This window comes from Bradyrhizobium sp. CCBAU 51753, assembly GCF_015291565.1.
In the GTDB taxonomy this organism is placed as follows: Bacteria; Pseudomonadota; Alphaproteobacteria; order Rhizobiales; family Xanthobacteraceae; genus Bradyrhizobium; species Bradyrhizobium ivorense.
In genome coordinates this window covers 7,106,426-7,125,592 of the sequence record NZ_CP030037.1, presented here as the reverse complement: position 1 = coordinate 7,125,592, position 19,167 = coordinate 7,106,426, and the positions used below count along the sequence as shown (strand labels likewise).

The window sequence follows — 19,167 nt, the reverse complement described above, 5'->3', positions numbered from 1 at the left end:
GGGGCCGCAGGCTTGTTACCTGCCGCCCGCACAGCCAAACCGGCCGGCTATATCCCTGATTGCGCCGCAGATGCGTTCAGCCGTGCTTTGCGATCAGGTCGCGAAAGGAGTTGAGGATCTTTTTTTGCGAAGAGCGTGGTGACTTTGTAGGCAGCGCTTGCAGAAAAGCCGGAAGCGTTCGTCGGAAATTATAGATGCATGTCAGGTTGGTTTGCAACTTCATGTTGATGACGTGGTCCCGCGAACGGCGGCAGGGGGCGTTGCTCCCTCGGGCCCCCATAAAAACGATGCTTCGCCGGATCGAAGCGAACGTTGCAATGCAGCGGCGGGATTTCGGTGAGCGTGGGCGACGTGAAAGCTTCGAAGGAGATCGAGTTCACCGTCCAGCGAGCATCGGACGGCAAGATCTCCGTCTCGGTTATGCCCTTTCAATTCTGAGTCGCGCCGCGTGGCCGCGGCGCACGCGCCGTCAGCCCGGGATCCGCACCGGCAGGGTCTCGATGCCGCGCACGAAGCTGGAATAGACCCGCTTCGGCTCGCCGACCACCTCGATGCGGTCGAAGCGCTTCAGCATCTCTTCCCAGACGATTTTGAGCTGCAGCTCGGCGAGCCGCATGCCGACGCAGCGGTGGATGCCGAAGCCGAACGACAGGTGGATGCGCGGCCGGGCGCGGTCGATGATGAACTCGTCGGGCCGGTCGATCACCTCGTCGTCGCGGTTGCCGGAGACGTACCACATCACGACGCGGTCGCCCTTTTTGATCGTCTTGCCGCCGACCTCGGTGTCGACAAGCGCGGTGCGCCGCATATGCGCCAGCGGGGTCTGCCAGCGGATCACCTCGGGCACCATGGTATCGATCAGCGCCGGGTTGTCCTTCAGCTTCTGGAACTGGTCGGGATGCTCGTGCAGCGCCAGCACCGAGCCGCTCATGGTGTTGCGGGTGGTGTCGTTGCCGCCGACGATCAAGAGGATGATGTTGCCCATCAGATTGTCGGGGTCCATGTGCCGCGTGGCGTCGCTATGCGCCATCATCGACAGCAGGTCGTTGCGCGGAGCGGAGTTGACGCGCTCGTTCCACAGCTTTGAGAAATAGGCGTAGCACTCGTCCATCTCGCGGCGGCGCTGCTCCGGCGATTCGACGACGCCGCTCTTCGGCAGCGCGGTCGAGACGTCGGACCAGCGCGTCAGCTTGCGCCGTTCCTCCCAGGGGAAATCGAACAGCGTCGCCAGCATCTGGGTGGTCAGTTCGATCGAGACGCGCTCGACGAAGTTGAAGGTCTCGTTGCGCGGCAGGTTGTCGAGCACGCTCTGCGAACGCGGCCGGATGAGTTTTGCGAGCTCGTCAAGATGCGTCGGGGTGAACATCGGCGACACGGTCTTGCGCTGATGCGCATGCTTCGGCTGGTCCATCGCGATGAAGCTCGGATAGTCGTAGCCCGGCGGCACGTCGCGGATCGAGATCCCGCCGAGCGTCGAATCCGAGGAGAAGATGCCGTGGCTGGTGTCGACATGCATGATGTCGTTGTACTTCACCACCGACCAGTACGGCTCGATCGGCGCGTTGGTGCAGTAATGCACCGGCTCTTCCTTGCGCAGCCGCTCGAACCACGGCCACAGCGTGTCGTTCTGGAACAGTCTTGGCGCGCCGGGATGAAAATCCTGCAGCGGCGTCGCATACGCTTCCTCGCGCGCCTGGCGCAGCAGCTCGGCGCGATCGGCACGGATTGCGGTCTGGACGTTCATCGTAGCTGGCTCCGGTGACGGTTCTCACCTCTCCCGCTTGCGGGGGAGGTCGCATTGCATCGAAGATGCAATGCGGGTGGGGGCTTTCTCCACGCGAAGGCTCCCGCTGGGGTGGCACCCCCACCCCAACCCTCCCCCGCAAGCGGGAGAGGGGGCAGACCTTCGTCGTGGTCACAGTTCGATTTCATTGCACTGCCGGGCTTGTGGCCGCCTCTCACGCGGCGATGCGGACTGGCAGCGTCTCGTAGCCCTTGATGAAGCTTGAATACACCCGTTGCGGCTCCCCGACCACCTCGATGGTGTCGAACCGCTTGAGGATTTCCTCCCAGATGATCTTCAGCTGCAGCTCGGCGAGCCTTAAGCCCACGCAGCGGTGGATGCCGAAGCCGAACGAGATGTGGGTGCGGGGCCGGGCGCGCTCGATGTCGAACTCGTAGGGCCGCTCGATCGCCTCCTCGTCGCGGTTGCCCGAGACGTACCACATCACGACCTTGTCGCCCTTCTTGATCTGGCGTCCGCGGAATTCGTAGTCGGCGAGCGCAGTGCGCCGCATATGCGCGAGCGGGGTCTGCCAGCGGATCACCTCCGGCACGAAACTGTCGATCAGCGCCGGGTTCGCCTTCAGCTTCCTGTACTGCTCCGGATGCTTGCTCAGCGCATAGATGCTGCCGGACAGCGTGTTGCGCGTGGTGTCGTTGCCGCCGACGATGAGCAGGATCAGATTGCCGAGGAAATTCTTCGGGTCCATGTTCCGCGTCGCGTCGGAGTGCGCCATCATCGAGAGCAGGTCGCTCTTCGGCGGCTGGCTCGAACGTTCCTTCCACAGCCGCGCAAAATAGCCGGCGCATTCCATCAGCTCGGCCTGCCGCTCGTCCTCCGTCGCGACAAGGCCGCCGGCGCCGGGCAGGGTGGTTGCGACATCAGACCAGCGCGTCAGCTTGCGGCGGTCTTCCCAGGGGAAGTCGAACAGCACCGCGAGCATCTGGGTGGTCAATTCGATCGAGACCTTGTCGACCCAGTCGAACACCTCGCCGCGCGGCAGATTGTCGAGGCATTCGGTCGAGCGCTTGCGGATGTTGATCGCGAGCTCGTCGAGATGCGTCGGCGTGAACATCGGCGCCACGGTCTTGCGCTGCGCCGAATGGCGCGGCTGGTCCATCGCGATGAAGCTTTCGCGGCGCAGATCCGGCGGCACGTCGCGGATGGTGATGCCGCCGAGCGCGGCGGCGGAGGAGAACACCGAATGGTTGGTCTCGATGTCCATCATGTCGTTGTAGCGGGTCACCGACCAGTACGGCCCGAACATCGAGTCCTTGCAGTAATGCACCGGGTCTTCGCGGCGCAGCCGGTCGAAATACGGCCAGAACGTATCCGATTTGAACAGCTCGGGATCGCCGGGATCGTAATCCGACAACGGCAGCGCATTGGCGCGCTCGCGCGCGGCATCCAGATTGACGTCTTTGACGAGATCGACGGTCCCGTGCATGAGCGGCTCCTCAACCGTTTCAGCAGCCGGGCAATGGGAAGGCAATGCCGGCGCAGATGTTTTATCGAATTACATTCCCATTCGCAGCTTTGCGCAAGGCCTTCGGCGCGCATTTGGCCGCATCGAACCAGTCCAAAGCGGCCAATTCCGGGCGCCATGCGGCGGCAGCGGAGAGCGAGGCTGTTTGAAACAGCGTTTGATTTGGCGTGATCTGCTCGTGAGGGCAGCAAAAGATTTGAGGAGCCGATCAACGAAGAGCGGAGCAAGCGGCACCCCTCTCCCCAACCCTCCCCCGCAAGGGGGGAGGGAGCCCTTTCGGCGTGCTCACCTCACATCGCAATCCGACTCTCAGCATCTAACTTTCGCCTTTGCTCGTAAGGGACGCAGGGTTGAACGGCTCCCTCCCCCCTTGCGGGGGAGGGTTGGGGAGAGGGGTGGCCGCGGGCGATGGCGCCAGTGATAGGCGCCGCGGCATCAACCACACGTCCAACGGCTCACGGATCGACAACGCCCCATCAATGCAAAAGCCACCGCATCCGGCCAAAAAACCGACCGCGCTCTCGACCTCGTGTGAAACCTGGATCACACTCGCAGCGACCAATCTGTGATTTTGATCCGCAGAGATTGCCGCCACGTTCGGAGTTGATCCCGTGAACGAGATGAGCTGGCCCCCGCAGCTGCCGCAGCCGCCGGTTCCGCCGCCGATGCCGGTGGCGTTTTCCGGGAAGCGCAAGGAATTCTTCCATTTGGTCGCCCGCGGCGCCGGGCTCGAGCTGATCACGCTCGGCTTCTACCGGTTCTGGCTCACCACCGACATCCGCCGGCACCTATGGTCGAACACCCAGATTGGCGGCGACGCGCCGGAATATACCGGCCGCGGCAAGGAGCTCCTGATCGGCTTTCTGGTCGCGATCGCGATCCTGGTGCCGATCTATCTCGGCTACTTCCTGATCGGCGTCGAGGCGGAGCACCTCAAAGCGTTCGCCTCGCTGCCGCTGGTCGCGTTCTTCTACATGTTCGGCCAGTTCGCGATCTACCGCGCGCGGCGCTACCGCCTGACGCGCACGGTGTGGCGCGGGGTGCGCTTCTGGATGAGCGGGTCGGGCTGGGTCTATGCGCTCAAGGCCTCGCTGTGGGGCCTGCTGGTCCTGTTCACGCTCGGCCTGGCGCTGCCGTGGCGCGAGGCGGCGCTCGAGCGCTACAAGATGCGGCATTCCTATTACGGCGATCTGCAAGGCGCGTTCGAGGGCCGCGGCTGGGAGTTCTTCAAGCGCGGCTGGTGGCTGTGGCTGCTGATGCCGTTCGCGCTGTACAGCACGATCTTCGCGCCGTTCGTCTGGGCGGCGTTCAAGGCGATCGAGTGGCGCTGGTGGCTGTCGGGCATCCGCTTCGGCGAGGTCAGGCTGGAATCCACCATGCGGCGCAGTGCGCTGATCGGGCTCTACTGGAAGGTGATCGGCTGGGCCGTCCTGCTCGGCACGGTGTTCGCGGCCTACGTTGCGCTCTGCACCGTGCTGGTCGCGAGCATCGACGGCTCGTCGATCGAAGACTTCTTCAAGACCGAGGCGTTCGCCAAGAGCATTCCGCTGCTGGTGCTGCTCGGCATCGGCTATCTCGCCTTCGCGCTCGCGATGAACGTGGTGATGCGGGTCTATCTGATGCGCGACTTCTGGGTCCGCGTGCTGTCGACGACCATCGTGCACAATCTCGAGGCCGCGGCGAGCGTCAGCGCGCGCGGCGAGCTCGCCAATGCGCTCGGCGAAGGCTTTGCCGACGGCCTCGACGTCGGAGGCTTCTAGCGCCATGACGCCGGATGGCGATGCCGCCAACGCCGCGCCCGCGGGCGCCACCTCGGTCTATTTCGACGGCACCTCGAACCGGCGGCGCGCGGTCGCGCCCAAACTGTCCGATGCGCTGGAGATCCGGGAGGATGGCGAAGTCCTGGCGCGCTGGGCCTATGCCGACATCCGCCGCGCCGACAGTCCGTCCGGCCTGCTGCGGCTGAGCTGCATGACCGCGCCGGCGCTGGCGCGGCTCGAGATCCGCGACGAGACGCTCGCCGCCAAGCTGGTCACGCTTTGCCGGCAGCTCGACGACAATCTGCCGAACCGCAAGGGCGTCGCCGCGATCGTCGGCTGGTCGCTGGCGGCCGCGGTGTCGATCGTGCTGGTGGTGCTGTTCGGCGTGCCGCTCGCCGCCGACCGCCTGACGCCGCTGGTGCCCGACAGTTTTGAGCGGCGGCTCGGGGACGTCGCCGCGGCGCAGGTCAAAGTCGTGTTCGACGGCAAGCCGTGCGACAATGCCGCCGGCCAGGCCGCGTTCGAAAAACTGGTCGGCGCGCTGCGGCAGTCCGCGGGGCTCGACAATTCGCTGCAATCGGGCGTGCTGGAAACGTCGGTCGCAAACGCCTTCGCGCTGCCCGGCGGCAAGGTCTATCTGTTCGATGGATTGCTGGCCAAGGCCGAAAGCCCCGACGAGGTCGCGGGCATTCTGGCGCACGAGCTTGGCCATCTTCGCCATCGCGATAGCATGCGTGAATTGATCCACAATGGCGGCACCTCGTTCCTGATCGGGCTGTTGTTCGGCGACATCACCGGCTCCGGCGCGCTGATCTTCGCCTCGCGCTCGCTGGTGACGTCGTCCTATTCGCGCGACGCCGAAACCAATGCCGACAGTTTTGCGATCGAGACCATGCACAGGCTCGGCCGGCCGGCGAAGCCGATGGGCGAACTGATGTTCCGCGTCACCGGCAAGGAAGCCGGCAAGGGGCTGTCGATCGTCTCCAGCCATCCGCTGACCGAGGACCGCCTCGCGCGCATGAGCAAGGCCGACGCCGGCGCCACGCTGAACGGCCCGCCGCTGCTGTCGGCGGCCGAATGGCAGGCGCTGAAGGGCATCTGCGGCAAGGGGTGAGGCAAAGCGTTCGAGGTCGTCGCACGGGAGCGCGCCGATGCCGCGTGACAGCAATTACTGGTTTCCGGCCAAGCGATACGGCTGGGGCTGGGGGCCTCCGGTCCGCTGGCAGGGCTGGGCCGTCATCGCGGGCTTTGCGATTTTGCTCGCCGCCGGGGCCGCGGCGCTGCTGCGGCATTCGCCGGCCGGCTTCATTGGCTATGCGCTGTTACTGACCGTCCTGTTCACCGGTATCTGCTGGTGGAAGGGCGAGCCGCCGCGCTGGCGCTGGGGCGGCGACTAATTTAGAGCGATGAGATTGGGCCGAGCTGGAGCGGCGGCGGAGGATTTACCTCTCCGTTGGGAGAGGTCGGCGCGCAGCGCCGGGTGAGGGGTTACGGTCTCTCGTTGGAGCCGCAGCCCCTCACCCGATTTGCTGCGCAAATCGACCTCTCCCCGTCGGGGAGAGGTGGACCGAATCCGCGGTCAAACCGATTCAACTTAACTAGAGCCCGCTATCGGGTGGATGAGGGGCGCGATTTCGGAATATTGGAAGAATAACCCTGACTTGCCCGACGTGTCAAGCGGCCTTGCCAAGCGCGGCCTTGCCAAAGCGCCGGCAGCCGCCGGCTACTTTGCATGGGGTTGTTTTCGCCATATTGGCGACGCGCGCTATTTCAGCAAGCGGAACTTGCCCTTCTCCACCTTGATCAGGAACGCGGAGCGCTCGTCATAGCCGTTGTGGTCGGTCGGGCTCATCGTCGAGAGGCCGTTGTTGAGATAGACGTCCTTGCCGCGCTCCAGCTCGTCGCGCAGCGCGGCACGGAATTCCGCGGTGCCGGGCTTTGCCACCTTCAGCGCGTTCGGCACCGCCCGCTTGAACAGCGACACGGCGTCCCACAGATGCGCGGCAAAGATATTCGGCTTCGCACCGTTGGCCTTCTCATAGGCCGAGACGAATTCGTCGCGCGCCTGCCGGAACGGATCGCTCTCCGCCAGATCGTCGGCGATGGTGAAGGCCTCGCCGGTGAAGATCGCGCCCTCGACATTGGCGCCGCCGAGCTTGATGAACTCTTCCGAGGCGATGCCGTGGGTCTGAAAGATCTTGCCCTGGTAGCCGCGCTCGCGCAGCGCCTCCTGCGGCAGCACCGCCGGCGTGCCGGCGGAGGCGATGAACACCGCCTCCGGGTTGGTCGCGATCACCTTCAGCGCCTGGCCCATCGCGCTGGTGTCGGAGCGCGCATAGACCTCGTGCGTCGTCACGGTAATGCCGAGCCCGGGCGCGAGTTTTGAGACTTCCTTGTAGTAGCCCTCGCCATAGCCGTCGGAGACGCCGATATAGCCCAGCGTCTTGATGCCGGACTTGGCGATGTATTTCAGGATCGCCGACGCCATCAGATCGTCGTTCGGCACCACCTTGAACGCCCAGCGCCGCTTGTCGTCGATCGGCTGCACGATCGCGGTGGCCGCCGCGAGCGAGATGATCGGCGTCTTGGCCTCATAGGCGACGTCGAGCATCGGCATCGTCACCGGCGTCAGCGAGGAGCCGATCAGGATGTCGACGCCGTCCTGGATCACCAGGCGGCGGGCGTTCTGCGTGCCCTTGGTCGGATCGGATTCGTCGTCGAGCGCAATGTAGGTGACCTTCTCGCCGCCGATCTCCTTGGGCAGCGCGGCGATCGCGCGCATCTGCGGCTGGCCGAGCGCCGAGCCCGGTCCGGAGCCGGACACCACGATGCCGACCTTGATATCGGCATGCGCGCTGGACGCGGCGAGCACCGCGCTCGCGAAGATAAGTCCGGCCATGGCCAGCTTCATTGCAATTCCTCCCCGGAAGTCCTTTGTGTCGTGTGCGGCCGATGATAGCCGACGGGTCGTCAGCTGCGCATCATATTGATTTGGCTGATGCCGTCTGTCCCACGGATTGGGGACATCGGGAGGCGATGTGACGCTGGTTTGACAAGTATCGGCTTACCAAGCGACACGGTGCACGCATGCGACCTGACAGCTTGGCCGGTTCGCGCTAGTCTCTTGCGGGCGATGTCGCGTTCTGCACGCGCGCGACGCGCATAATCCTGCGGAGGCGACCATGGGCAAACCGGCCGAGCGGATCATCAAGAGCAACGGCATCAACCTCAATATCGTCGAGCAGGGCGAGGGCCCGCTGGTCGTGCTCTGTCACGGCTTTCCGGAAAGCTCTTACTCCTGGCGTCACCAGATCGAGGCGCTCGCCGCCGCCGGCTTCCATGCGGTTGCCCCCGATATGCGCGGCTACGGCAAGAGCGACAAGCCCGAGGCGATCGACCAGTACACGATCCTCCATCTCGTCGCTGATCTCGTCGGGCTGCTTGACGGGCTCGAGGCTTCCACCGCCGTCCTGGTCGGCCATGACTGGGGCGCAGGTGTGGTCTGGCAGGCCGCGCGCCTGCGTCCGGATCGTTTTCGCGCGATGGTCAATCTCAGCGTGCCGTATCGGCCGCGCAGCCCGGCGCGCCCGACCAGTCTGATGCCGCAGACCGCCGACGCGCAGTTCTATCAGCTCTATTTCCAGGAGCCGGGCGTCGCCGAGGCCGAGTTCGAGAAGGACCCCCGATTGACCCTGGGGGCGATGCTGTACGGCGGATCCGGCGAAGGCGTCGCCGCGATCCGTGCGATGGGAGCCGCGAGTGGCCGACCGGCCGGCGTCGGCATGGTGCCACGCAGCGGCGGCTGGCTGCCGCCCAGCGCCCCGCCATTGCCGTCATGGCTCAGCGACGCCGAGCTCGAGATCTATGCCGGCGAATTCGCCCGCGGCGGCTTTCGCGGGCCGCTCAACTACTACCGTAACATCGATCGCAACTGGGAGCTGACGGCGGCCTTCGACGGCGTCAAGGTCACGGTACCGGCGCTCTACATCGCCGGCGACCACGACATGGTGGTGGCGTTTCCCGGCGCCGCCGAGCAGATCGCCAACATGAAGCAGCTCGTGCCGCAGCTGCGCGACGTCAAGATGCTGCCCGGCTGCGGTCACTGGACCCAGCAGGAACGCCCCGCCGAGGTCAGCCGCGCGATCATCGAGTTTCTGCACAGCCTCAACTGAACGGCAGCAGGCGTCACTTGACAGGACGGCGATATCACCGCCCATCTGGGCCGCGGTTGAGCCTCACGACTGCGCCGGACCCGCAGTCCAGGATGTGACGATGTTTGGCTCACTAAGTCGTCCCGGCGAACCGCGCTGCTTGCGGCAAGGCGCCGTTATTCTCCCTCTTCCCGTTCTTACGGGGGGCGCCGGGCACGCGCATCAGACGTTCTTCGCTACCTTCCGCGTGCGCGTCGGTCCGGCGCCGGTCACCGCGGGCTTGATGTTCCACGCCGCCCGCACCGCCGCGAAGGCCTGTGCGATCGCGCCTTCGTGGCGGCGCGCGGCGAGGCAGGCGAAGGAAAGGTCGCAGGTGACCTTCACCTTGTCGGCGACCACGAAATGATGCGGCCGCGACAGCCGCGGTGTCAGCACATTGTCGCGCGCCAGGCTGAGGCAGATGCCGGACTCGACGAAGTCGACCATCGACTCCTCCTGATCGGTATAGGCGACGCGTTTCGGCAACGCCCCGAGCGGCGCGAAGATGTCGTCGAGCAGCCGCCGATGGCCGGAATGCGTCGGGGTCGCGATCCAGGGCAAGTCGGCGAGCTCGGCCCAGCCCTTGCCCATCACCCGGTCGCTCCAGCCGATCGGCGCGATCACGCGGTAGTCGTAGCAGAGCAGCGGCGCCAGCTGGTAGCGGCCATCGCCAATGCTGCGCTCGGCATAGCTGTGATGGACAAGCTGGTCCGCCGGCGTGGCGTCGACATAGTAGCCGACGTCGAGCTCGCCGCGGCCGATCTGCGCCAGCACGTCGTCGCTGACGCCATGGCGCAAGAACACTTCGGTGCGCTGCGGTGAGGTGGCGAGGCTGCGCACGAACGGTCCGAGCCTGGTGAATTCAGGATCGAGGATGGTGCCGACGCGCAGCGTGCCGCGCTGCGCTTCCTTCAACTGCTCCGCGGTGGTCCTGAAATCGGACGCCGCCGCCACCGCCTTGTGCGCCAGCGGCAGCAGCGCGGCGCCGGGTTCGGTCAGCGTAAAGCCGTTCGGCGTGCGGTTGAACAGCTGCAGCCCGGTGCTCTCCTCCAGCGCCTTCAGTTGCAGACTGACCGCCGGCTGGGTCAGCCCCAGCACCGTCGCCGCGCGTGACACCGTGCCTTCGCGGGCGACGGTGATGAAGCAACGCAAGGCCTGGGTGCGGGGGAGCTCGCTCATTTGCAGGGCTTATAGCACAGTTTCGCCGGTATATCCGACCGGAACCGTGCGTAGAGGTCACGCCGCCGCGCGGCTGCAACCTCGGGCTGTCAGGCCGGCCGCCACGCGATCACGCCTGAAGTGCGGGCGCGAACCTCGGCCGCGGCCAGGCAGGTCGCGACCGCCTCATAGCCGGGCGCGCCGGAAACCGGCGTGACGGCAACCGGCGGGCTGTGATTGGCCGGGCGAGATGATTGACCGAAGCATCGCTCGTGCAATTCTGATCGCGTGTCGCCGAAGCCAATGTTGAGAGAGCACGCCGAGTGGCCCCCTCTCCCTAACCCTCCCCCGCAAGGGGGGAGGGAACTCTTCCGCCGGTGCGTTCCTCACGTGAGTGAAACGAGAGATGCGGAATACGAACGTGAAGAGAGGCGGCACTGCGAGTGCCCTAATCCAGCCCGCTCTTGCCCGGCGCCCAGTAGGCCTTTGCCCGGATGCGTGACGATGCGACGCCTTTCGCTTTCAGCGCCTGCCGGGCGCGCTGGATCGATGTTGCCTTGCCGGCCAGAATGTACTGCGCGCCGTCGGAGGCGAGCGGCCGCAGGTGGGATTCGATGTCGGTGAGGTGGGCATCTCCGGCGGTGCGTTCGATCAGCACGGCATCGCCCAGTTCGACGATCTGCAGCACCAGGCGCGACTCGGCAAGATCGCTCACTTCAAAGATGAACCGTGTGCGCCGACCACCGAGCGTGTCCTGCAACGCCTTGGCAAGGCCGAAGCAGGTTTCGTCGCCGAACAGCACGCAGGGTTCTGGGATGTCGGACAGGTCGATCGAATGGCGCGGGCCGAGGAAATCGAACGCCTGCTGCGGCCGCAGCGCGCGCATCCATCGGCTGCCCGGCGCATCGCCGTGCAGATAGACCAGGATCCGTGTCGTGCCGTCCTGCACATTCCACGAGATCGGCGTGTAGGTGCGGTTGGTCATGCCGGCGCCGATGCCGATCTGGATCTGCTGGCCCGGTATCCAGGCGGCGGTTTTCAGCGCATCACCCTCGAGCTCGATCAGGCGGAAGTGCCGCGAGAAGGTGTGGATGAAGGACACCCGTCCCGGGCGCAGAAACCAGCGCTTCAACAGACGCGTCAGTTTGCCGTCCTGCGGTTGCGGGCGCGGTTGATGGTCGGTGGATTCGGTGAGCGACAAGGCAGGGCTCCTCTTCGCGTTGGCGAGGGCGACGGCTTGGGATCTCACCGGTTAGGTAAGCTGCAGCGGCATTGGCGCCATTGGGGAGTTCTGACAGAATATTGCGAGATCCTGCCAGCGCGATTGAACCTCTCTAAACTTGGCCGAGCCCGCCATGCCGATGATCACGGACTTCAACAAGCCGTTCACCGATCCGGATACGTTGGCGGCGCCGGTGGTGACGATCGGCGCGACGGTGGTCACGGGCGAGATCGAGCTCGACTTTCACCAGCACCGCAAGGCGCAGCTCATTCTGCTGATGCGCGGCGTCCTGACCTGCGAGCTCGCAGGCGGGCTGTGGATCGTGCCGCCGCGATGCGCGATCTGGATTCCCGGCGGCGTGACACACAGCGTCAAGGCGGCCGGCTCGCTGGAGGGCTACAATGCCTTCATCGAGCCGGCGGTGGCGCCGAACCTGCCGGCGAATTGCTGCACGATCTCGGTGACGCCGCTACTGCGCGAGCTGATGATCCGCTCGGCGAGCTTTCCGCTCGTCTATCCCGAGGGGGGCCCGGAAAGCCATCTCGTCACGCTGCTGCTCGACGAGGTCGCCGCCGCAAGCGTCGGCGAGTTGCATCTGCCGATGCCGGCCGATAGCCGCCTGCGCAAGATCGCCGGCATGATGATGGACAATCCGCGTGATCACGGCACGATGGAGATCTGGGCCCGCCGCGCCGGCATGAGCGAGCGGACGCTGGCGCGCATGATCGTGCAGCAAACCGGCATGACCTTCGGTCGCTGGCGCCAGCAGCTCGACATCATGCTCGCGCTGCGCTGGCTCGCCGACGGCGCCACCGTGCAGCAGGTCGCGATCGACCTCGGCTACGAAAACGCCGGCAGTTTTGTCACCATGTTCAAAAAGGCGCTCGGCACCTCGCCCGGCCGCTACATGGCCGAGCGGCAGGGGTTGGTGTCGGCGAGTCCGCGGGCGTAGGTCGTGGTGGTGAATGAATGCGAAGCTGCGTCTCCAACCCACGCTGTCATCGCCCGGCTCGACCGGGCGATCCAGTGCGCCGCGGCCTCTCGGCTCAAGCATTACGATCTTTGGAATACTGGATCACCCGCCTGCGCGGGTGATGACACCGCTTTTTGACGCGGCGCATGAGTCTCGGCTTTCGCAGGGACGACAGCGGTGGGTGGAGCATCGCGCTCAAGCCGTCGCTACCACCTCACTCCAGATGGTTCACCTTCTTCACCCAGGCACGCACGTCGGTGAGCACGTCGGGGAGCAGGGCGCGGACCTCCTGCACGGTCATGCCGGGCTTGATGCGGGGGTCGTAGAGCAGGTTGAGCAGGTATTGGTCGTAGACGTCGAAATAGCCCATCGAGACGCTGTCGTTGAACATGGTCCACGGCACCGTCGCGGTGTCGTTGATCGGGCCGAGCGACTGCAGCAGCTCCTCATAGGCGCAGTCGAGGAAGACGAAGTCGCCATTGTCGACGGTAAGGATCACGTCGGAATGCTCGATCTCGTAGTTCTCGTTCTTGCGGAAGCCGGACAGGCATTGCGGGTCGAGCGAGGAGCGGATCTCCTTGGCGCGCTCGCGGCCGTAGAAGGTCGTGATGGTGCGATAGAGGTCGCGGTCGCGCACCAGCTTGACCACGACGTTGGCGGCCTCGCTGTCCTCGGTCATCGCGATGTCGAGATGCTGGACCTTGGCGCGGATATCGGCGACCACCTTGGCGAGTTGGGCCTTGCGGTTGGCGAAGCTGCCGTCGGCGAACACCCGCACCGGGCTGTCGTATTTTCTGATGCGATCGACCCGGCCGGCGAGGTGATATTCGGCGCCGAACGCGGTCTTCAGGAATCCTTCGACGATCTCGGTGTCGGTGAACACCTTCTTCTCGTTGCGCTGGCGTGCGACAACGGCTGGCACCTCGCCGGCGGCCGCCGGCACGATGGCATCAGTGCACAGTGCCGCGAGCGAAGCGGCGACGAAGAGCAGGATCGAAGGGCGGGATTGGCGCATTCTGACGACGCTGCCGCAACGCGTGCGGCAGCGCAAGGCGCGATCAGCGGTCATGCCGCATGGCCGTGCCGGGTTCCTTTGAACTCGACGCGATCAGTTCTTCACCACCACGGTGGTGCCGACCGAGACCCGATTGTAGAGGTCGACGACGTCGTCATTGGTCATGCGGAAGCAGCCCGAGGAGACCGCCTGGCCGATCGTCTCCGGCTCGTTCGAGCCGTGGATACGGTACAGCGTCGAGCCGAGATACATCGCCCGCGCGCCGAGCGGGTTCTCGACGCCGCCGTTCATGTGGCGCGGCAGATCGGGGCGGCGACGCAGCATCTGCGACGGCGGCGTCCACGACGGCCATTCCTTCTTCGCGCTGATGCGGTGGGTTCCGCTCCAGCGGAAACCGTCGCGGCCGACGCCGATGCCGTAGCGCAGCGCCTCGCCGCCCGGCAGCACCAGATAGAGCCGGCGCTCGGCGGTATTCACCACGATGGTGCCGGGCGCGTAATTGGTCGGATAGTTGACGGTGGTGCGCGGGATCGAACTTGCCCCGCTGCCGTAATAGGTCGAACCGCCGCCGAAGAAGTCGCGGAAATCAGTACTCTCGGCCAGAGCCTGGCCGGTGCCTGCCAGCACCGTGAGCGCGGCAAACATCAGGGCAATCGGGCGCATCGTCATCGTCCTCGCGAACAATCAAATACCAGGCCAGAAAGGCCATAATCGACGGCCTCGCGCAAGCGACGAAGCCGTGAGCCGTACTACTTTCCGGCAACACGGTTTAAAAAGGCAACACATCGGAAGCGATGGCTGCATTGCCCGGCCAAACCTTTGACGAAGCGAATGAACAATGGTTGATCTGGACCGGTCAGAAGAACATCTCGAAGCGGGAGCGAGGCCATGAACGGTGCGGAAAGCCTGGTGCGGACATTGGTTGCGGGCGGCGTCGACGTCTGCTTCACCAATCCGGGCACCTCGGAGATGCATTTCGTCGCCGCGCTCGACAAGGTCCCCGGCATGCGCTGCGTGCTCGGCCTGTTCGAGGGCGTGGTGACGGGGGCTGCCGACGGCTATTTCCGCATGAAGGGCACGCCCGCCTCGACGCTGCTGCATCTCGGGCCCGGCCTCGCCAACGGCCTTGCCAATCTACACAACGCCAAGAAGGCGCATTCCGGCATCGTCAACATCGTCGGCCAGCACGCGACCTACCACATCGGCTACAACGCGCCGCTGACCTCGGACATCGAGGGCCTGGCGCGGCCGATGTCGTCCTGGGTGCGCACCTCACCGGATGCGAAGTCGGTGGCATCCGACGGCGCCGCCGCGATCGCCGCCGCCAAGAGCGCGCCGCCGCAGATCGCAACCCTGATCCTGCCCGCCGATACCGCATGGAACGAGGCCGACAGCGTCGCCGAGGTGCCGGCCGACACCCAGCGCCCGAGCTATTCGCCGCAGGCGGTCGAGACCGCCGCAAGGGTCCTGCACGGCGATGCCGCGCAGACGCTGCTGCTCGTCACCGGCAGCGCGCTGACCGCGCAGGGGCTGGCGCTGGCCGAGCGCATCGCCGGCAAGACCGGCTGCACCGTGATGGGCCAGACCTATCATCCGCGCATGGCACGCGGCCGCGGCCGCTTCTCGATCAACCGCATCCCCTATGTGATCGAACAGGCGCTGCCGATCCTGCAGAAGTTTCGTCACATCGTGCTGGTCGAGGCCAACGATCCGGTGGCGTTCTTCGCCTACCCGAACAAGCCGAGCATGTTGAAGGCCGAGGGCTGCGAGGTGCATCGCGTGACGTCGTGGGGCGAGAACTCGGTTGCCGCGCTCGAGGCGCTCGCCACGGCGCTGCATGCCACCGCCGCCGACGTCAAGCCGCAGGCATTGCAGGAACTGGTCAAGCCGACCGGCGCGCTCAATCACACCACGATCGCCCAGGCGATCGCCTGTGCGATCCCCGACAACTCCATCATGGTCGATGAATCCGTCACCACCGGACGCGGCTTCTTCCCGCCGACCGCGGCCGCCAGGCCGCACGACTGGCTGCAGAACATGGGCGGGTCGATCGGCTTCTCGACGCCGGTCGCGACCGGCGCGGCGGTGGCCTGTCCGGACCGCAAGGTGATCTGCATGGTCGGCGACGGCAGCGCGATGTACACCATCCAGTCGCTGTGGACGCAGGCGCGCGAGGGCCTCAACGTCGTCACCATCGTGTTCGCCAACCGCATCTATCAAATCCTGCGCGGCGAGTTCGACGGCGTCGGCGCCGGCGAGCCGGGCAAGCGGGCGCAGGACATGCTCAAGATCGACCGGCCGACGCTCGGCTTCGTCGATCTCGCCAGGGGCATGGGCGTGCCGGGCGTTGCGGTCACCACCGCCGACGAGTTCAACAAGGCGCTGGCGGACGCCGTCGCGGAACCGGGGCCGCGGCTGATCGAAGTGCAGATGTAGAGCTTCTCATCTGGCGCACGATCCGAAAGAATGGAGACCGGTTTTCCAACGGATCATGCGCAATGAAATCGGCCGCGGCGGCGGTCTGGTTTGGTCGGAGGCGTCATGCAGACCGAGCTGAACAAGGTGATCGCCGCGCTCGCCGAGTTTTACGCGCAGGAGCATTTCCTGCTGGAGCGCGATCTCGGCGAGCGGACACTCACTCACCGCCTTGCGGTTTACGTCGAGCGGCAATTTTCCGGCTGGCAGGTCGATTGCAACTACGATCGGCTCGGCGAACGCACGCTGCGGCTGCCGCGCGGCTCGATCGTCTCGACCGACGACCATCTCGGCAAGTCGATTTATCCGGACATTGTCGTGCATCAGCGCGACATTCCCAACAATCTGCTCGCGATCGAGCTGCGCAAGGACAGCAATCACCAGCCGATCGAGCACGATCAGCACAAGCTGCAGGCTTTGACCGATCCAAATGTCTGGTTCGCCTATGCGACCGGCCTGCTGCTGACGCTCGCGCGTGACGGCGTGAGCTCTTCCGAGGTCTATGTCGGTGGCGTGAACGAGCGCGTGGTATCGCTGTGGTTTGCCGAGCAGCTGCGTGCGAACTCGCTTGCGGCGAGGCGTGACCACGGCGCGCAGCATTAAGCGTATTGCCGGATCATTACGGTGTTTTGCTGTGATAGCCCGTTTGGATCATGCGCGGCTGGTGCTGTCGCGTCAGAACAGAGTTGCGGCAGGTGGAGCAATTTCTGGGGCTGGTGGTCGTTTTTCAGTACGATCCGATGGCGGTGCGGATTGCCGGTTCTGTAACTTCATTCGCTCCCCCTGCCGCACTTCAATTCGCCGATCCGAGCCGTCGCTCGATCGCAATCCGCACAGCGAAAAGGCCGCCCGTAAGGCGGCCTTTTCTGTGCGTGCGGACGCGCGATTGTTATTGCTTGGTGGCATCCTCGCCGGATTTGGCGCCGGATTTCTTGGCGGTGTTCTTGGCGGTTTTCTTCGCCTTCTTCGGCGCCATCTTGCTCGCCTCGCCCTTCGACATGGTGTCACCGCTCTGCGCCGCTGGCGCGGGGCTGCCGGCCTTGTCTTGCGCTAGTGCGGTGGACGAGACGAAGGCAAGCGCGGTGGCGGCGAGGATCAGAGTTCGCATCGATAGGTCTCCCGTTTGTTGGTGTCCGGCAGGCCTTAACGGGACAGAATGTCGCAGGGTTCCGCTACACGGATCAGCAGTCCGTGAAGTGTATGTGAACGGCGGCGGCCGGCAGCCGTTGCCGGCATCATCGCTGACGGTGCGGGACGGGGGTCGCCGGGGGTGATCCGGGCTTACTTCCGCAGGATGACCAGCGCTTCGCGATAGAGCTGCGAGAAACAGACCAGCAGCGCGCTCGACAGCAGGAACGTCGAAAGCCGGTCATAGTCGGCCGCGGTGGGCCAGCTGAAATCGAAATAGGGCGGCATGAACATCCACCAGACGATCGGAACCGTGACGATGGTGGCAAACGCCCCGGCGGGCGCGCCGCCGAGCAGACCGGCAATCAAAATCGCCGGCACGAAGCCGGCGAAATAGAGCTGCAAGCCGAAGCTTGCGAAGATCTCCTGCATCGCGGCGGCAAGGGCCACGGCCAGCAGGGCCACCACGAACGTCGACCACGACCACGGCCGCAGGCTCAGAATGTAGTCATTGCCCTTACGCATCAAGATTTCCCCGCCCCCGCGAAGTTCCGGGAAGCTATCCGAGCATGCCTGTAAAAAAAAGTCCGTAGGAGTCCGTGGGGTGCGCCTGGCCGGGATCGGCCATCGCACCATTGGCCGCACCGGGGAACCCCGCGGTGGTCAAGCCCCTGCCGCATTGTCGCGCTTATTGCGCTGCGGCAGGGTGATCGAGGGACGACACCATGATGATGGGACTTCTGATCATTCTTCTCACCTTCGGCCTCGGCTACGGCGCCGGATTCGTCGTGCGCGGGATCGTCGCCCGGCGCCGGCGCCGGGCTGCGCGCGGTGAGGGTCGTCCGCAGCAGCGCAAGCCCGTGGCCGCCGCCGGCCGGGACGAGGCCATCAATCTCGAGGGCCTGCTCGTTGCCGCCAATGACGATGTCTCCGGCCGCCGCCGGCAACGGCCGGGCGCCGCGCAGCCGGCCGATCGCCACCCGCGGACCGACGAATTCGACGGCGCCGTCCGCGACCTGCTCGGCGAGCTCCACCGCCGGCCGGAGCAGCCGTCATCGCCCCGGCCGCGCGCCGTGCCGGTGAGCAACGCGCGAGGCCGGTCGGAAAGGTGATTTGAGCGGGATCTCGACGTTCAAGAGAACGGCGTGATCGGTCGATCCTGCAGCACCCCGTCGACGTACAGGTCGACATGCTCATTGTAGAAGCAGAGCAGATTTTCAATCTTCGGACACTCGGGAATTGGCGCCGGATAACTCCACACGATATCCTTGACGAGGTTGTCGCCGACCCGGGCGGACCAGTAGCGCGCGACGCCCTTGTACGGGCATCGTGTCACCGAGTCCGTGGGTTCGAGCAGATCCATGCGCGCGTCGAGCTTCGGGATGTAATAGCGGGTCGGCAGCCCGGTCTCGAACAGCAGGATGGGCCGGCGCGTTTCACCCAGCGTCACGCCGTCAATCTCCACGCGTACATGCCGCGAACTGTGGACGGTGTCGACCCGTGTGTACGGATCTCGGGGATGCACGAAGACCTGCTCATCCTCCTCGAACCACGCGTCCATCTCATTCCAGAAAAAGGTAAGGTGGCCCTCGAGTGCGGCTCGATCATCGGTCGGCTTGACGTAAGCGCGGGCCGCGTTGGGGGCGATGCGATCCCCCACGACCAGGCGCCAGCGAATGGTGTCCGCCCCTTGCTGTGGCTGCTCCAGGTGCTCCATCCGGACGTCCGCAATCGGAAACCAGTAGGCCGGCGGCCGCTTCGTTTCGTAGACGAGGAGAACGTGCTCGCTGTCCGCGATCAGCTTGCCGCCAAAATACGTCCGCACCCGGCGAGGGCTGCGTTCGATGTGTACGCCCTCCTTGAGCCGGGCCCGCGCCTCGGCGGATGGAACGACCGGTCGTGCGAGCGCCTCAGTCATCTCGAAGCTCCTTACGTTTGACCCTTGGATCCCGCGCGGGTGATCTCCGAGCGAGCGAT

The 19,167-nt window shown here is 65.4% G+C and carries 18 protein-coding genes; 8 read left to right on the top strand and 10 right to left on the bottom strand.

Annotation, left to right across the window (positions count from 1 at the left end; all coding sequences use genetic code 11):
* Positions 1–469: 469 nt before the first annotated feature.
* Together XH93_RS32620 and XH93_RS32615 are read right to left on the bottom strand one after the other, a co-directional pair.
* The gene (locus tag XH93_RS32620) at positions 470–1,744 is read right to left on the bottom strand and encodes a cytochrome P450 (protein ID WP_194470597.1); all 1,275 of its coding nucleotides are present in this window, start codon (positions 1,742–1,744) and stop codon (positions 470–472) included.
* Between the two features lie 214 nt (positions 1,745–1,958).
* On the bottom strand, positions 1,959–3,230 hold the full coding sequence (locus XH93_RS32615) for a cytochrome P450 (protein ID WP_194470596.1): 1,272 nt from the start codon (positions 3,228–3,230) through the stop codon (positions 1,959–1,961).
* A gap of 659 nt (positions 3,231–3,889) precedes the next feature.
* On the opposite strand from XH93_RS32615, the gene XH93_RS32610 reads away from it, so the two are divergent.
* The 3 genes from XH93_RS32610 to XH93_RS32600 are packed head-to-tail and all read left to right on the top strand — an operon-like array spanning position 3,890 to position 6,426.
* Positions 3,890–5,029: a DUF898 family protein gene (locus XH93_RS32610; protein WP_194475409.1), complete on the top strand. Its 1,140-nt coding sequence runs from the start codon at positions 3,890–3,892 to the stop codon at positions 5,027–5,029.
* Positions 5,030–5,033: 4 nt separating this feature from the next.
* A complete protein-coding gene (locus XH93_RS32605; RefSeq protein WP_194470595.1) occupies positions 5,034–6,143 on the top strand; it encodes a M48 family metallopeptidase in 1,110 nt (369 codons plus the stop codon).
* A 37-nt stretch (positions 6,144–6,180) separates the two neighbouring features.
* Positions 6,181–6,426 (top strand): hypothetical protein, encoded by a 246-nt coding sequence (locus XH93_RS32600; protein WP_194470594.1) that lies wholly within the window; start codon positions 6,181–6,183, stop codon positions 6,424–6,426.
* A 368-nt stretch (positions 6,427–6,794) separates the two neighbouring features.
* Here XH93_RS32600 and XH93_RS32595 read toward each other — a convergent pair whose 3' ends face one another.
* A complete protein-coding gene (locus XH93_RS32595) occupies positions 6,795–7,940 on the bottom strand; it encodes an ABC transporter substrate-binding protein (RefSeq protein WP_194470593.1) in 1,146 nt (381 codons plus the stop codon).
* Positions 7,941–8,211: 271 nt separating this feature from the next.
* On the opposite strand from XH93_RS32595, the gene XH93_RS32590 reads away from it, so the two are divergent.
* Positions 8,212–9,201, top strand: coding sequence for an alpha/beta fold hydrolase (locus XH93_RS32590; protein ID WP_194470592.1), 990 nt, complete (start codon positions 8,212–8,214; stop codon positions 9,199–9,201).
* A gap of 201 nt (positions 9,202–9,402) precedes the next feature.
* Here the strand turns inward: XH93_RS32590 and XH93_RS32585 are convergent, their stop codons facing one another.
* Positions 9,403–10,398 (bottom strand): LysR family transcriptional regulator, encoded by a 996-nt coding sequence (locus XH93_RS32585; protein WP_194470591.1) that lies wholly within the window; start codon positions 10,396–10,398, stop codon positions 9,403–9,405.
* A 427-nt stretch (positions 10,399–10,825) separates the two neighbouring features.
* On the bottom strand, positions 10,826–11,578 hold the full coding sequence (locus XH93_RS32580; RefSeq protein WP_246799357.1) for a siderophore-interacting protein: 753 nt from the start codon (positions 11,576–11,578) through the stop codon (positions 10,826–10,828).
* 154 nt (positions 11,579–11,732) lie between these two features.
* Between XH93_RS32580 and XH93_RS32575 the strand changes: the two genes are divergently transcribed.
* Positions 11,733–12,551 (top strand): helix-turn-helix domain-containing protein, encoded by an 819-nt coding sequence (locus XH93_RS32575; protein WP_194470590.1) that lies wholly within the window; start codon positions 11,733–11,735, stop codon positions 12,549–12,551.
* Positions 12,552–12,786: 235 nt separating this feature from the next.
* On the opposite strand, the gene XH93_RS32570 is transcribed toward XH93_RS32575, so the two are convergent.
* Both XH93_RS32570 and XH93_RS32565 read right to left on the bottom strand, forming a co-directional pair.
* Positions 12,787–13,587 carry a DUF2927 domain-containing protein gene (locus XH93_RS32570; protein WP_194470589.1) on the bottom strand — a complete coding sequence of 267 codons (801 nt, stop codon included), beginning with the start codon at positions 13,585–13,587 and terminating at the stop codon, positions 12,787–12,789.
* A 93-nt stretch (positions 13,588–13,680) separates the two neighbouring features.
* A complete protein-coding gene (locus tag XH93_RS32565; protein WP_371814834.1) occupies positions 13,681–14,250 on the bottom strand; it encodes a L,D-transpeptidase in 570 nt (189 codons plus the stop codon).
* Between the two features lie 225 nt (positions 14,251–14,475).
* Here XH93_RS32565 and XH93_RS32560 point away from each other — a divergent pair, with 225 nt between their 5' ends.
* Both XH93_RS32560 and XH93_RS32555 read left to right on the top strand, forming a co-directional pair.
* Entirely contained in the window at positions 14,476–16,023 is a 1,548-nt protein-coding gene (locus XH93_RS32560; protein WP_194470588.1) for an acetolactate synthase large subunit, read from the top strand.
* Positions 16,024–16,128: 105 nt separating this feature from the next.
* Positions 16,129–16,665 (top strand): hypothetical protein, encoded by a 537-nt coding sequence (locus XH93_RS32555; RefSeq protein ID WP_139485812.1) that lies wholly within the window; start codon positions 16,129–16,131, stop codon positions 16,663–16,665.
* 286 nt (positions 16,666–16,951) lie between these two features.
* On the opposite strand, the gene XH93_RS32550 is transcribed toward XH93_RS32555, so the two are convergent.
* Positions 16,952–17,170, bottom strand: coding sequence for a hypothetical protein (locus XH93_RS32550; protein WP_139485813.1), 219 nt, complete (start codon positions 17,168–17,170; stop codon positions 16,952–16,954).
* 173 nt (positions 17,171–17,343) lie between these two features.
* Complete coding sequence (locus XH93_RS32545) at positions 17,344–17,715, bottom strand: DUF4118 domain-containing protein (protein ID WP_194470587.1); 372 nt, start codon at positions 17,713–17,715, stop codon at positions 17,344–17,346.
* A gap of 206 nt (positions 17,716–17,921) precedes the next feature.
* Between XH93_RS32545 and XH93_RS32540 the strand changes: the two genes are divergently transcribed.
* Positions 17,922–18,302: a hypothetical protein gene (locus XH93_RS32540; RefSeq protein WP_210340409.1), complete on the top strand. Its 381-nt coding sequence runs from the start codon at positions 17,922–17,924 to the stop codon at positions 18,300–18,302.
* 20 nt (positions 18,303–18,322) lie between these two features.
* On the opposite strand, the gene XH93_RS32535 is transcribed toward XH93_RS32540, so the two are convergent.
* On the bottom strand, positions 18,323–19,108 hold the full coding sequence (locus XH93_RS32535; RefSeq protein ID WP_194470585.1) for a DUF427 domain-containing protein: 786 nt from the start codon (positions 19,106–19,108) through the stop codon (positions 18,323–18,325).
* Positions 19,109–19,167 lie beyond the last annotated feature (59 nt).